The 14096-nt window shown below is 39.8% G+C and carries 9 protein-coding genes; 1 reads left to right on the plus strand and 8 read right to left on the minus strand.

Going from position 1 to position 14096, the window contains the following annotated elements; translation table 11 throughout:
- Nucleotides 1-10 precede the first annotated feature (10 nt).
- The 3 genes from CVS86_RS00735 to CVS86_RS00745 all read right to left on the minus strand — a co-directional run bounded on the left by CVS86_RS00735 (nucleotide 11) and on the right by CVS86_RS00745 (nucleotide 2245).
- The gene (locus CVS86_RS00735) at nucleotides 11-790 is read right to left on the minus strand and encodes a MetQ/NlpA family ABC transporter substrate-binding protein (protein WP_107790651.1); all 780 of its coding nucleotides are present in this window, start codon (nucleotides 788-790) and stop codon (nucleotides 11-13) included.
- Nucleotides 791-866: 76 nt separating this feature from the next.
- Nucleotides 867-1649 carry a MetQ/NlpA family ABC transporter substrate-binding protein gene (locus CVS86_RS00740; protein WP_002940462.1) on the minus strand — a complete coding sequence of 261 codons (783 nt, stop codon included), beginning with the start codon at nucleotides 1647-1649 and terminating at the stop codon, nucleotides 867-869.
- Between the two features lie 260 nt (nucleotides 1650-1909).
- Nucleotides 1910-2245 (minus strand): ArsR/SmtB family transcription factor, encoded by a 336-nt coding sequence (locus tag CVS86_RS00745; RefSeq protein ID WP_103599125.1) that lies wholly within the window; start codon nucleotides 2243-2245, stop codon nucleotides 1910-1912.
- Between the two features lie 102 nt (nucleotides 2246-2347).
- Between CVS86_RS00745 and CVS86_RS00750 the strand changes: the two genes are divergently transcribed.
- The gene (locus tag CVS86_RS00750; protein ID WP_107790652.1) at nucleotides 2348-3307 is read left to right on the plus strand and encodes a permease; all 960 of its coding nucleotides are present in this window, start codon (nucleotides 2348-2350) and stop codon (nucleotides 3305-3307) included.
- Here the strand turns inward: CVS86_RS00750 and CVS86_RS00755 are convergent.
- The 5 genes from CVS86_RS00755 to CVS86_RS00775 form a co-directional block, all read right to left on the minus strand.
- Nucleotides 3296-3970 (minus strand): methionine ABC transporter permease, encoded by a 675-nt coding sequence (locus CVS86_RS00755; protein ID WP_002940443.1) that lies wholly within the window; start codon nucleotides 3968-3970, stop codon nucleotides 3296-3298. The genes CVS86_RS00750 and CVS86_RS00755 overlap by 12 nt on opposite strands.
- Nucleotides 3970-4926: a methionine ABC transporter ATP-binding protein gene (locus CVS86_RS00760; protein WP_103599169.1), complete on the minus strand. Its 957-nt coding sequence runs from the start codon at nucleotides 4924-4926 to the stop codon at nucleotides 3970-3972. The genes CVS86_RS00755 and CVS86_RS00760 overlap by 1 nt, the downstream gene beginning before the upstream one ends.
- Before the next feature lie 30 nt (nucleotides 4927-4956).
- The gene (locus CVS86_RS00765; protein WP_107790653.1) at nucleotides 4957-5943 is read right to left on the minus strand and encodes a diaminopimelate dehydrogenase; all 987 of its coding nucleotides are present in this window, start codon (nucleotides 5941-5943) and stop codon (nucleotides 4957-4959) included.
- Nucleotides 5944-6093: 150 nt separating this feature from the next.
- Nucleotides 6094-8850 carry a valine--tRNA ligase gene (locus CVS86_RS00770; RefSeq protein ID WP_107790654.1) on the minus strand — a complete coding sequence of 919 codons (2757 nt, stop codon included), beginning with the start codon at nucleotides 8848-8850 and terminating at the stop codon, nucleotides 6094-6096.
- A gap of 121 nt (nucleotides 8851-8971) precedes the next feature.
- The gene (locus CVS86_RS00775; RefSeq protein WP_107790655.1) at nucleotides 8972-14095 is read right to left on the minus strand and encodes an alpha-2-macroglobulin family protein; all 5124 of its coding nucleotides are present in this window, start codon (nucleotides 14093-14095) and stop codon (nucleotides 8972-8974) included.
- Between the last annotated feature and the right edge of the window lies 1 nt (nucleotide 14096).

Below are 14096 nucleotides of genomic sequence, written 5' to 3' on the forward strand. Positions count from 1 at the left end.
CGCCCAATTTTTAAAATGCAGGTATAACCTCGCCTTTGTAGCGAGTGATGATGAAATTTTTAGTATCAGGGCTAAGAACCGCATCAACTAAAGCTTTGATCTTAGGACTCTCTTCGTTGCCAGCTCTTGTGACGATGATGTTAGCATAAGGGCTATTGGCGTCTTCAAGTAAAAGTGCGTCTTTTGCCACGCTCATGCCAAGATCAAGGACGAAATTTGTGCTAATAGCAGCGATATCGACATCATCAAGCGTTCTTGGGATCTGAGCACCTTCTAGCTCGACAAACTGCAAATTCTTAGGATTTTTAGTTATGTCATTTACAGTTGCAACTTTTACGTTTTTATCGATCTCTATAAGACCGGCTTTTTCTAAAATTCTAAGCGCTCTGTTGCCATTTGACGGATCGTAAGCGATCGCAACTTTTGCGCCATCTTTTAGATCTTTTATATTTTTTATCTTTTTAGAGTAAAAGCCAAGTGGTTCGACATGCACGCTCGCAACGCTTACAAGATGCAGGCCTCTAGCCTTGTTTTGCTCCTCAAGATATGGCAAGTGCTGAAAGAAATTTGCGTCTAAGCTACCATCTTCTGTGGCGACATTTGGTATCGAATAGTCTGAAATTTCAGAGATAACAAGGTCGTAGCCTTTATCTTTTAGCTTTGGTTTTACAAATTCTAAAATTTCAGCGTGTGGCACAGGTGAGACGCCAACAGTGATAGTGTGGTCTTTGTCGGCTGCATGAAGGCTTAGAGCAACTAAAGATGCGGTTAAAAGTTTGATAAATTTCATTGTTTTTCCTTTTTTGATTTGATTTAAAGCGACGCTAAAAAGGTAAAAGCTTTTACGTCGCTTTTTATAAATTTAATTAAAACGCTGGGATGATAGCGCCGTTATACTTTGTCTCGATAAATTTCTTAACTTCTGGTGAGTTGATAGCTTTATCAAGGGCTTTAGTTTTAGGGCTGTTCTCGTTGCCAGCTTTTACAACTACGTAGTTTACGTATGGGCTATCTTTACCCTCGATCACAAGCGCGTCTTTTGTTGGATTTAAATTTGCATTTAGCGCGTAGTTTGTGTTGATAACTGCGATAGTAACGTCATCGAGCGTTCTTGGCACTTGAGCAGCCTCGATCTCTTCAAATTTAAGCTTTTTAGGGTTATCAACTATATCAAGCGGAGTTTTTAGCGGGTTGTCATTTAGCTTGATAAGTCCAGCGCTAGCTACGATGTCAAGTGCGCGGCTCTCGTTTGTTGGGTCATTTGGGATAGAGACCACTGCGCCATCTTTTAGCTCTTTTATGTCTTTGATCTTTTTAGAATAAACGCCCATTGGCTCGAGGTGCACGCCAACTGTTTTTACAAGGTGAGTGCCTTTGTTTTTGTTAAATTCTTCAAGATATGGGATGTGCTGAAAGAAATTTGCGTCAAGGTCGCCGTCCTCTGTCGCAAGGTTTGGCGTGGTGTAGTCGTTAAATTCTTTGATCTCAAGCGTGTAGCCATCTTTTGCCAAAATAGGCTTTACAACCTCTAAAATTTCAGCATGTGGGATAGGTGTAGCACCGACGATTATTGTTTTTGACTTGTCAGCAGCATTTGCGCTAACGCTAAGGCCTAGGGCAACTAAAGAGGTAAGAAGTAGTTTTTTCATTTGTTATCCTTTTTTAAAATTTGCCAAGCACCAAAAAAGGATAAATTTAAGCTAGAAGGTTAAATTTCTTTTTAAGCGCTTAAGCTTTTTCTAAGCACTTAAAAAGAAATTCTGTGCTTAGGGATTAGTCTTTCGACGACGCGTTTTTTAGTAGGCGGCACATCTGGCACATATCTGATTTCATCTTTTGTCCTTTCAGCTAAAATTAATTTCGCGCATTCTAAATAAATAAAGTTTAAAAAAAAATAAATTTTAGAAATTTATCTTAGACTTTTTATGACACCTCTTGCATTTTTTGAGTTTTTGGCTGCTTTTTCCTCTAAAATATTTTTTAAACATTCCAAAAAATTTGGCAAACAGCAAATATCAACCGAGTAAAAAACATTAAGTCCGGACTTCTCGCTTTTTAAAATTCCCCCATTTTTTAATACCCCAAGATGCTTTGAAACCGTTGCTTGTTCTTTATTTAAAAGCTCGCAAATTTCACCTACGCTCATCTTTTTATCACCTAAAACCTCAACTATTCCAATCCTAACAGGATGGGCCAAAACTCTCATAAATTCGCTTTTTAGCGCAAGAATATCAACATATTGCATTTTTATACCTTTTTTATGATTTTAACTTAAAAGAGCTAAATTTATACTTGACTATATTCCTATATTAGTATATAATCATATAAAAAATTTAAAGGTAAAAAAATGCTCGATCTTTTTAATCAACACAATATATTTGAGTTTATCAAATTTTTCATACTTTATTTTACAGAGATTTCACTACTATTTTTTTGTGTCTCTTTTTTGGTATTTATCGTATCTGAAAAATTTAGCCAAAAACTCAAAAAGCACCTTATAAGCACAAAAATTTCAAGCTTTATCAAGGCGTTTTTGGTTGGTGCTATTACGCCGTTTTGTTCATGCTCTACTATACCGCTTTTAAATGGGTTTTTAAAAAGTGGCGTATCACTTGGCGTTAGTAGCGTATTTTTGTTAAGCTCTCCGCTTGTTAATCCTGTAATTTTAACGCTTCTTTTTATGAGTTTTGGGTTTAAATTTAGCATTATTTATTTTACGGTCATTTTTATCTCATCGCTTGCTTTTGGTCTTTTGTTATCAAAAGCAGATCAAAATCTATTTTTAAAAGATGATTTTTTAAAACCAAAATTTAGCCCAAACAATTCAACTAAAGGCTTTGTTTTTACGCCCGTTAATCAGACACAAGCTTGCTCTTGCAAGGATATAAAAAATAGTAAAAATATTTACAAAATGGCGCTTTTAAACTCGGTAAAAGAGTATAAAAAACTATTTTATTACATACTGCTTGCGATGTTTATCGGCGCCGCTATACACGGATTTGTTCCGCAAAAGCTTATCTCAAACTACCTTGGTTCTAGCGACATCGCCTCGATACTTATTTCGGCATTATTTGGAATTTTACTCTATGTTAGAGTAGAATCGCTAGTGCCAATTGGCTTAGCACTTCTTGCCTCGGATGCTAGTGCGGCCGCATTTGGAGCGTTTGTAATAACGGCGGCAGGGGTTAGCCTGCCGGAAATCATACTTCTTAATAGGTTTTTTAAGCCAAAATTTATGACAATTTTTATCGCTTTTATCTTATGTGTGGCATTGGCATTTGCAATGTTTTTAAAATCATTTTTTTGAAATTTTATAGAGATAGTTGCCTAAAACTTGGAAAATTTGCACCATAATGATGAGAATAACCACGGTGTAGAGCATGATATCTGGGCGAAATCTCTGATATCCGTAGTTTATAGCGACTGATCCTAGTCCGCCACCGCCAACTGCACCAGCCATCGCCGAAAAGCCGATATTTACGATAAGCGTTAGCGTAAATGCCGAGATGATGCCAGGAAGCGCCTCTACAAACATCACACGAAAGATGATCTGAAATTTCGAGCTACCAAAGCTTTGTGCTGCTTCAATGATGCCTTTATCAACCTCTTTTAGGGCATTTTCAATGAGCCTTGCCACAAACGGAGCCGCTCCGATAGTTAGCGGAACGATCGCAGCAGTCGTGCCAATACTCGTGCCTACGATCATTTTTGTGACTGGAAATAGCACGATGATCAAAATGATAAACGGAAAGCTTCTAAGCACGTTTATAACGATATCAAGGACAAAGTAAAGCTGTTTGTTTGGCTTTAGGCCGTTTTTGTCTGAAAGGATGAGCAAAACCGCAGGTATAAGGCCTATAGCAAAGGCGAGTAGGGTGGAGACTATGCTCATATATAGCGTTTCGCCGATAGCTGGCAAAAGTATCCTAGAAAATACATCAGGAAATTTAGAAAAATCAATACCAAACATCAAGCAACCTCCCACAAAACGCCACTTTGCTTGATATAGTTAAGCACGTTTTCTTTATCTTTTTCATCTATATTTATAACAAGCGAGCCAAGGACGTTATCGTTTAGCTTTTCAAGCTTGCCCCAGACTATGTTAAAGTCGATATTTAGGCTTCTTGCCATGTGCGTGATCACGCTGTTTTGAGCCACTTCTTTTGGGAAAAATAGCCTGATATTTGTGCCAGTGCTAGGCAGAATTTCTACTTCGCCTAAAAATTCTTTCATCTTCTCATCTGGCTTTAAAAATAGCTCCTCTATACTTCCAGAGCCTATGATCTTGCCGCCTTCAAGCAAGATGGCACGTTTTGCGATAGACTTTACCACCTCCATCTCGTGCGTGACGATGACGACACTGATGTCTAGCTCTTTGTTTATCTTCTCAAGTAGCTCTAAAATTTGATTTGTCGTGTTTGGATCAAGAGCCGAAGTCGCTTCGTCGCTTAGTAAAATTTTAGGATTTAAAGCAAGCGCTCTAGCGATGGCAACACGCTGTTTTTGACCGCCGCTTAGCTCGCTTGGATAGCTTTTCACCTTGCTTTCAAGACCGACTAAATTTAAAAGCTCTCTCACTCTTTTTTCAGTTTCATCGCTTTTATAACCCCAAAATTTAAGCGGAGTAGCGACGTTTTCAAAGACATTTTTTCTAGCCATCAAGGCAAAATGCTGAAATATCATACCAACATCACGCCTCAAATGTCTTTGCTGCATCTCATCTAAATTTTTTATCTCTTGATCAAAGACTTTTAAGCTGCCACCTTGATAGCTCTCTAACCCGTTTATGCACCTTAAAAGCGTTGATTTACCAGCGCCACTATGTCCCACGATAGCAAAAATTTCGCCCTTTGCAACCTCTAAATTTACATCATAAAGGATCTGTGTGCCGCCATAAAATTTGGTTAAATTTTCTATTTTTATCACTAAATTTTCCTTACTTTTAACTGCCTAAATTTATAAAATTTCTCGCCTTAGCTCATCAGCGCTCTTTGGCGAAAGAAGTGCTGGAGCGATGTCAAATACGCTAAATGCGCCGCTTTCGCCTCTTTGCGCCAAGCGATATGCTGCTCTGGCGTAGGCTACAAGCACGCTTGCTGTAAATTCTGGATTTGAGTCAAGTTTTAGCGAAAACTCGATCAAGTGTTTGTTCTCGCCATGCTCTCCGCTCACTCCGCTTCGCAGCACAAATCCACCATGTGGGATACCGCCATGCTCTTTTTTAAGCATCTCAATATCTATAAAATACACGCTTGTGTCGTAGTCGGCAAAATAATTTGGCATTGTTTTTATCTCATGCTCGATGCGTGCCTTATCAGCGCCGTCCTGCGCCACTACGTAGCAATCACGCAGGTGTTTTTCCCTTGTGGTTAAATTTGGATTTTCCCCAGAGCGAACTCGCTCCAAGGCGCTATCTATGGGCACTGTGTATTGACGAGCGTCTACTACGCCTTTTATCCTGCGTATGGCGTCTGAGTGGCCTTGGCTAACGCCTTTGCCCCAAAACGTGTAGCTGCTGCCATTTTCAAGAACGCTCTCACCGTATAGTCTATTTAGCGAAAATAGCCCTGGGTCCCAGCCAACAGCGATGACGCCTACATTGCCACCTTTTTTAGCAGCAGCGTCCACTGCGGCAAAGTGTTCAGGTATTTTTGCATGCGTGTCAAAGCTATCAACTACGTTAAACTCTTTTGCAAACTCTGGCGTCTGCGTCGGTAAGTCAGTTGCGCTGCCACCGCAAAGGACTAAAACGTCAAATTTGCCCTTGTGCGATAAAATTTGATCCGCACTAAAAACTGGTGCGCCACACGTTTTTACTTCGCTTGGACGTCTTTGGCTAAAAACGGCCACAAGCTCCATATCCTTACTATTTCGCACTGCAAGCTCGACGCCACGACCCAAATTTCCATATCCTAAAACTGCTATTTTTATTTTTTCACTCATCTTTTATCCTTTAAATTTTAAATTTACATGCAAGATAGTGCAGGGCGATAAATTTCACTTTAATAAGACAATATATTAGCACCCAGGGTAGCGTGGCAACTACAAGCTGCCAAAGATAAAACGCCACCCTTCAACTTTTACCGCAAAAACCTACTCACCAAGAGCCTCAAGCTCCTCGCATACTTTTTTAAATTTAGCCTCAGCGCTTTGCAAAGCCTCTTTGTTTGTCTCTATGACCTCTTTTGGTGCGTTTGCCACGAAATTTTGGTTATTTAGCATGCCTGAGAGTTTGGCTATCTCTTTTTCAAGCTTTGTCTTTTGAGACCTTAGCCTTGTGATGATACCGCTCATATCAAGCCCTTCAAGCGGGACAAATGCCTCTAAATTTTCGCTCACATCTCTTATTGAGTTTTCTATTTTTTCATCTACAAAGCCGATCTCTTCGCATTTTGCAAGCAGTTTGATGTACTCTTTTACCTCGTCAAGGTCGATTTTGTCGTTAAATTTAACAAAGGCTTTTGCTATCTTTGAGTTGCCAAGATCGATAGTAGCTTTTGCACGGCGAATAGCGACAATCGCCTCGATAACTAGCTCAAATTTCTTCTCAACCTCTAAATTTCGCTCTTTTACCTCTGGATAGTTCATCACCATTATTGACTTTGCATTTTCAAGTTGTGTGCCGCTAAGCTCTTGAAATAGATACTCTGAGAGAAACGGCATGAAAGGATTTAGCAGTTTCATCGCCTCTTTAAATATGCTTCCAAGCTCTTTTACGCTCGCTTTATCAGCCTTGCTAAGCTCGATACCCCAGTCGCAAAACTCGTCCCAAAGGAATTTATAAAGTGTGTTTGCCGCGTCATTAAAGCGGTAGGCATCGATATTTTCACGCACCTCTCTCACGCACTCGTTAAAGCGGCTGTTCATATAAATTCCAAGCTTTGTTTCAAGCTTGATATCCTCTAAATTTGTAAATTTGCTCTCATTTAACATGAGATATTTACTCGCATTATAAAGCTTGTTGGTGAAATTTCTTACCTGCTTCATCTTGGCGTCGCTTAGCTTGATGTCGCGTCCTTGAACGGCTAGGAGTGTCAGCGTAAAGCGCAATATATCGGCACTATACTCATTTATGCTATCAAGCGGGTCGATGACGTTGCCAAGGCTTTTACTCATCTTTCTGCCAAACTCATCTTTTACAAGTGCGTGCAGGTAGATGTCGTCAAACGGCAGCTTGCCAAGGGCATTTTCACCCTGAAACATCATCCTAGCAACCCAGAAAAACAAAATATCAAAGCCAGTTATGAGAAGGTTGTTTGGATAAAATTCAGCCAAGTCGCCTTCAAACCATTTTTCATTTTTTAGCTCATTTTCATTGCCCCAGCCAAGCGTGCTAAACGGCCAAAGACCAGAGCTAAACCACGTATCTAACACGTCTGGGTCTTGGTGGAAATTTTTACTTTTACACTTTTTGCACTCGCATGGCTCTCCCTCGTCAGCCCACATATGACCGCAATCATCGCAGTAAAATACTGGAATTTGGTGTCCCCACCAAAGTTGGCGTGAGATACACCAGTCTCTTAGCTCTCTCATCCACGCATTAAAGCTGTTTATCCAGTGTGGTGGGTAAAATTTGGCAAGGCCCTCTGAGACTTTTTGTACCGCTTCGTCTGCGATCTCTTTTTTGACAAACCACTGCTTTGAGATATATGGCTCGACGACGTTTTTGCAGCGGTAGCAGTAGCCTACTTGATTTTCGTAGTCTTCTATCTTTTCAACATTGCCAAGTTTTTCAAGCTCTGCCACTACGATATCTCTAGCCTTAAGCCTTTCAAGACCTGCAAATTTATCGCACTTGTCGTTTAAAATACCCTTTTCATCAAATACAGTGATAAACTCAAGGTTGTGTTTTTTGCCTACCTCGTAGTCGTTTTGATCGTGCGCAGGCGTGACCTTAACAAGGCCTGTTCCAAACTCCATATCAACGTGCTCGTCCGCGATGATCTCGATCTCTCTATTTATGATAGGTAGCACCACTTTTTTGCCGATTAAATTTTTATAGCGCTCGTCGTTTGGATTTACCATTACCGCCGTATCACCAAAGTAGGTTTCAGGACGAGTTGTAGCAACCACTATATAAGCGCCTTGTCTCGCATGCGCCTTTGCTGGAGACTGCTGCTCGTTCTTCACTGCAACGCACGAAGAGTGCGCTTCATTCGAACTCGCATCGCAACCAGCAAATTCATCATGTGATACTTCTGCTTGATAGTTTTCTAAATTTTGTCCATCTGTAAAATAATATCTCAAATGATAAAGCTTGCCTTTATTTTCTTTGTGTTCGACCTCGATGTCAGAGAGTGCGCCGTCGTGCGTACACCAGTTTATCATGTAGTTTTTCTGGACAATTAGCCCTTTGTCATATAAATTTACAAAGGCTTTTTTCACAGCTTTTCTTAAGCCCTCATCCATAGTAAATCTCTGGCGTGACCAAGCCGGAGTGATGCCAAGTTTTCGCATCTGATGGACGATCATGCCGCCACTTTTTTCTTTCCACTCCCACACTTTTTCTACAAATTTTTCACGTCCAAGCTCTTCTTTTTTGATCCCTTGAGCCAAAAGCTGCTTTTCAACGACGTTTTGAGTAGCGATACCAGCGTGGTCAAGTCCTGGCTGCCAAAGTGTCTTGTAGCCGTCCATCCTCTTGTAGCGAGTCATAATATCTTGAAGTGTGAAGGTTAGGGCGTGTCCGATGTGAAGCGAGCCAGTCACGTTTGGAGGTGGCATCATAATGCAAAATTTACGTCCATCTTTTTGGATATCTTTGTTTGCGTCTATCTCGAAATATCCGCGTTCTTCCCAAATTTTATAAAATTTGTCTTCTATCTCTTTTGCATTGTAAAAATCTGCCACTTTTATCTCCTCAGTTTCGTTTAAAAAATGCTTAATGTTATCTAAAATTTGTTTAAAAAAATCTTTGCAAAAGTGGGGAAATATGGGCTTGGGGCGATTAAACGCCCCGTGGTTTAAATAGCTATTTAACGTTAAAGCTTCTCACGGCTAGGTCGTAGTCGTTTTGTCTTTCGTTGTACATATTTTCAGTTGTGACTGCACCAAGAGAACATTTACCGCCAAGTCTTACACGATAAGGCGTATAAAGAACGGCGTCTTTTTCGTCGCTACTTAGCGTGTAAAAGCTTAGCACGCGGTCATCTTTTATGCTTTTATACTCAACTTGTAAGCTGTTTTTTAAGCTCTTGCTAAAGCTGCTTAAATTTTCATTTATCGGCTCAAAGCAGCTGCTTACGATCTCGTTTATCACGCCGTTTCTGACCATTGTTTTTGAGTTTATCACCACTTTTGAGTAAATGACGTCATTTACTTTTAGACTATTTAGATCTAACTCTTTGCCTTTTTCATCGACAAAAACGCGGTAGATGTCAAGCTCTTTTGGCTCGATCTTATGCCTAATATCAAGCGGCAAGTAAGCGTAGCTTAAGATAGTCGCATAAAGTTTGTTTGAGCCTAGTGGAGCGATGCTAAATTCGCCATTTTTTGTAGTAAATGACGTGCTTAAAAGACCGTCAAATTCTTTACTTTCACCGTTATAGCTAAGCTTAAATTTATTATTTTTCTCACCGCTATCTTTGCCAAAGTAGGCATTTAGCGCTCTTAGTGTAAATGCACGCTCCTGCGTTGAGCTTAGCTCATTTAAATTTGTGATTAAGAAATTTGCAAGGTCGTCTGAGTAGTCGTTTTTCTCAAAGTATTTTGCGTGCAAGTATAAGATAAAGGCGTTATCTCTTACTTTTGAGCTAAAATCAGATGCATTTTCTTCGCTTGTTTTAGCATTTTTGATATCTTTTAGCGCGACCTTTGCCTCGTCATTTAGGCCGTTTAGCTTTAGAGCTGCTGCCATTAGGTATTTACTTAGTGCTGTTTTATTGTAGGCTTTGTCGTCGTAAATTTTATTTAAGATCGATCTGTCAGCCATATTTGCACGTGAGCTTACATAAAGAGCGTAAAGTGCCTCAAGGTCGTTATTTGCGTATTTTAAGAGAGAGTTTAGCGCATTTTGTTTGACGCCTTTGCTTACCTCATATCCAGCCTCGCTAAGATCAAGTAAAACATCAGTTGCAAAGATGCTTGCAAATGCATTTGTCTCGCCTAGATCGCTCCAGTAGCCAAAGCTGCCGTCTGGTTTTTGCATCTTAACTAGCTCATCTATGCCACTAACGATAAATCTCTTTTGGTCGCCCTTTTCAAGCTCATCTTTTGGTTTTAAATTTAAAAGCGCAAGCAGTCTTGAGCTCCTTTGCTCTGCGCATCCGTAAGGATACTCTACTAAATTCCTTGAAGCTGCTAAAAGCACGCTTGAGACCGAGCTTGACGCATCAACACTCACATCGTGATAGCCTTTTGGAAGCAAAATTTTACTCTCTTTATCAAAGACACTGCTCTTTGCGTAGGTGCTGATCGTATAAGGGCTAATGACGTCTAGTAAATTTTGAAGCGTTTTTGAGCTATTTTTGTCACTTACTGTTATATTGTATTCGCCAGCACCTGTTTCAAGGGCTGAAATTTTAAGCACAAACGCCTTGTTTTCAAGCGGCTTAAGGTTAGCTTTTTCTTGCGTTTTGATATTTAAATTTTTACTTGTTACGATGTTTATAGTAAGGTTTTTGTCCGTATTTGTCGTATTTATAAGCCTTAAATTTGCGCTTAATTCATCGCCTTTTAAAAGATAAACTAAAGCGCTTGGCTTAATAATCACATCATCTTTTACTTTTATCTCGCTATTTACGGCGTTCATTGCAGTTGCGTCATTTGCCACAGCATCTACTCTAACAGCGCCGTTAAAGCCATTTGGCGTTTTAAATTCGTATGAAATTTCGCCTTTGTCGTCCGCTTGAAGGCTCACTAAATTTGCATAAGTTTTTACATTTTTGCTATCAACTGGGCTTGCGTGTTTTGCCATTTTCGCCGCCACAGCCATCGCCGCAGCATCACCGCCAAAGCTTAGCGTTTTGCCCTCGACCTTGTAGTTTGTGAGCATATTATAAATGTCGTAGTCAAAGACGCCATCAGGTAAAATTTTGTCAAAAAACTTAAGCGGATCGGCTGGCTTTTGCGATGTGATATCAAGCACGCCAACATCTGTAATAAATAAATTGACATAAGCTTTTGGCTTTGTTTTTAGTGAAATTTTTATATTTTCATCGCTCTTTGCGCTTTTTGGCGCTTCTAAGCTAAGCTCTATCTTCCTTGAAGATTTATCGCCGTTTGCATAGACCTTGCCGTAGGTTCTAAACGGAGTTAGCCCAGCGTCAGTCATGCGGTAGATATTTGCGCTCACGTAAAGGCCGTTAAAGTCAAAGTCTAGCTTAAATTTAACGTTTGCTGAGTTGTTTTTGATTTTTACGACTTTATAGGCTTTGACACCTGCATCTTCAAGCGTGACAAGTGCGATGCCTTCTTTTATGGCTGAGCTTATGTCTGCGCTTAGCTCGTCGCCTTTTTTATAGACGTTTTTGTTTAGTTTTATCTGAGACTTGCTAAGCTCTTTTGTAGGGGCTAGGGTTGAGTAGTTGTAGCCGCTCACGTCCATATCAAGGCTCGTGCTTGCGCCACTTACTAAATTTGTAGCAGTGATGACGTATGAGCCACTTTGCGTAAATTTATAGCTAAACTTGCCACTATTTTTATAAAAACTATCCACATCTTCAAGTGTTTGGATCCATTTTATATAGCCGTTTGCGTCCCTTTGATACTGCCATGAGACACGTTTTATATCAAATTTCAAATTTGACTTCACTGCCTTTTGGCTTGGCATATCAATAACTACTGTTCTTATCTTTACATCTTCGTTTGGATCAGCAAATGTCGTGCTAGCAGCGATGCCAACCATATCTTTGTAAGGATAGAGTATAAAGCTTTTTGCGTCACTTACGTTTTTGCCATCGTCATTTACGTTGAAATTTATGACACCTTTTATTATTGAAGGTGCGTTTTTGGTGTTAAAGCTAAGATCTATCATCTGGCTTGATTTGCCATCTTTTGAAAGAGTTAGATCATTTTCTATGCTTGGATAGGCAGCCGCTTTTAGAGTGTCGTTTTTAAATTTATACTCTTTAAATTCGCTATTTTTATACTCATCATCAAAGAAGCTAACCTGCATACTGCCAGCTAAGTCGCTAGCTGCTCCGCCAAAGAGATAGCTGCTTGTCAAATTTACCTTTACTAGCTCGTTTGCAAAGAATTTATCCGCGTCTATGGCTATGTCATTTTTTATCTTGTTTGGCACGAAGCTCTCGACGTAAAATGGCACGCTTGCTATCACTTTGCTAGCGTAGATTATCTGCATGTTAAATCTACCGCTTAGATCGCTTAAAATTTCTTTTTCAAAATTTATCATGCCGACATCATTTGTATTTTGTGTGATCTGGGCGCTACTTTTGCCTTGCGGATCGATAAATTTGATCTTAACTGGCATATTTTTAAGCGGGTTAAAGTCTCTATCTCTTAGATAGATAGCCCCTTTTAGGCTCTCGTTTGGTCTTATGATATTTGAGGCAAAATGCGTGTAAGCATCGATGCTCTCGCTTGGATTTTGGCTGATGAGCTTTGCCTCATTTAGCGCTTCGCCATCTTTTATGATGAGGAAATTTTGCTCCTTGCCAAGTGAGACGACGATTGATGAGACCTCTTTGTAGATATCTTTTTTGTTAAATTTAAATACACCAACGTCATTTGTAGCGCCAACTGCGATCTCTTCGTTTCTTTTGCCATAAATTTTTACATTTGCGTTTGGTAGCATTGTGTTTTCGCCAAGGCGGTTTGCAAAGACGAAAATTTCATCCTTGCCAAGTTTTGCATTTATGGCGATGTCGCTTAGATAGACAACCTTTGAGACGCTCTTATCTTTGCCATAGTTTAAGCTTATCTTATAGACGCCGTCTCCTGCTCCTGCAAAGTCAAGCTTGATCTTGTTTAGTGAAATTTCGTTTAACGCACCCTCTAGCTTGTAGCTTTTGCTTGCTACTTTTGAGCTAAAATTGCTTATATCTTCGCTATTGTCGTTGAAATTTAAAAAATATCTAAAATTTTGATCGCTTAACTTTTCAACGCTTACATTTAGCTCAGGTAAATTTGCACTTCTAATGCCGATCTCGCCCACGCTTGAGATGTAAGGCTCTTCGTTTGTGAAATTTGCAAATGGAGTGAAGTTGCTAGCGACCACCTCGTAGGTTTTAGCTTCTCTTACGACATTTCTATCGTCTCCAAAGCCCGGTTTTATCGTGATCTCGTAGCTATTTTGCGGTTTAAACTCATCGCTTGTAATATCGATGTAATAATCATACCCCTCAAGCTCAGAATTTGGCGCGCCATTTTCATCGTCATTTTTATATGACACGTCGCTTATGCTAAAGCTTTTTACGCCTTTGATCTTTATAAATTTCTTTAGATTATTATCATCGCTTAGCCACTCTTTTAGATAAATTCTAAAAGCTAAGATACCGTTATCAAGGCTAGTTGGATAAATTTTAGCTATCTCAAAGCTCTTTGCCTCAGCATTTATATTTACGCTCTCATCGCTTGCTTGCTCACTAAATTTCACCACACCATCGCCTGCAAGTTTAGCGCCAAATTTACTCTCAAAATTTTCTCCAAACTCAAAAGTAGGCTCGCTTATATTTTTATCAAGATCAAGCTCAAAGCTGTTTTGAGAGAGCTGCAAGGCATTAAAGCTTGCACCTTTTACGGCTATTTTTTTTACAAGCTCTTCACTAACTTCGTCATTAAATTTAAGGATAAATTTGCTATCAGAGAGCTTTTCTATCTTCTCAAGCGCAAATTCTTTCGTCTCAAAGCTAGCGCTGCTGCCATTTTCTAATTTGCAGTTATACTCGGTGCCTGCGTGCATATCTTTTGTAAAAAGCGTAAGGCTTTGAGCGTTAAATTTTACCGTGCCACTTAGCGCTGGCTCGCATGAGATGAGCTTTTTCTCACTTAGCGTGCCTATGAGATTTTTGCTAACATCATCTTCTAGTCCAAATTCCACGCTTAAAGGCGACTTCACCTCGGCGGTGCCATTTAGACTTAAAGCATATAAATTTACTGCTCCTAAAAGTGCTAGAAGTAGCGCTTTTTGCTGCATT

The sequence above is a fragment of the Campylobacter concisus genome (assembly GCF_003048605.1).
Classification (GTDB): domain Bacteria; phylum Campylobacterota; class Campylobacteria; order Campylobacterales; family Campylobacteraceae; genus Campylobacter_A; species Campylobacter_A concisus_BM.

Excerpts from the sequence above, each read along its gene's own strand:
- CVS86_RS00735 (WP_107790651.1), bottom strand. The coding sequence starts at position 790 with ATGAAATTTATCAAACTTTTAACCGCATCTTTAGTTGCTCTAAGCCTT.
- CVS86_RS00740 (WP_002940462.1), bottom strand. The coding sequence starts at position 1,649 with ATGAAAAAACTACTTCTTACCTCTTTAGTTGCCCTAGGCCTTAGCGTT.
- CVS86_RS00745 (WP_103599125.1), bottom strand. The coding sequence starts at position 2,245 with ATGCAATATGTTGATATTCTTGCGCTAAAAAGCGAATTTATGAGAGTT.
- CVS86_RS00750 (WP_107790652.1), top strand. The coding sequence starts at position 2,348 with ATGCTCGATCTTTTTAATCAACACAATATATTTGAGTTTATCAAATTT.
- CVS86_RS00755 (WP_002940443.1), bottom strand. The coding sequence starts at position 3,970 with ATGTTTGGTATTGATTTTTCTAAATTTCCTGATGTATTTTCTAGGATA.
- CVS86_RS00765 (WP_107790653.1), bottom strand. The coding sequence starts at position 5,943 with ATGAGTGAAAAAATAAAAATAGCAGTTTTAGGATATGGAAATTTGGGT.
- CVS86_RS00775 (WP_107790655.1), bottom strand. The coding sequence starts at position 14,095 with ATGCAGCAAAAAGCGCTACTTCTAGCACTTTTAGGAGCAGTAAATTTA.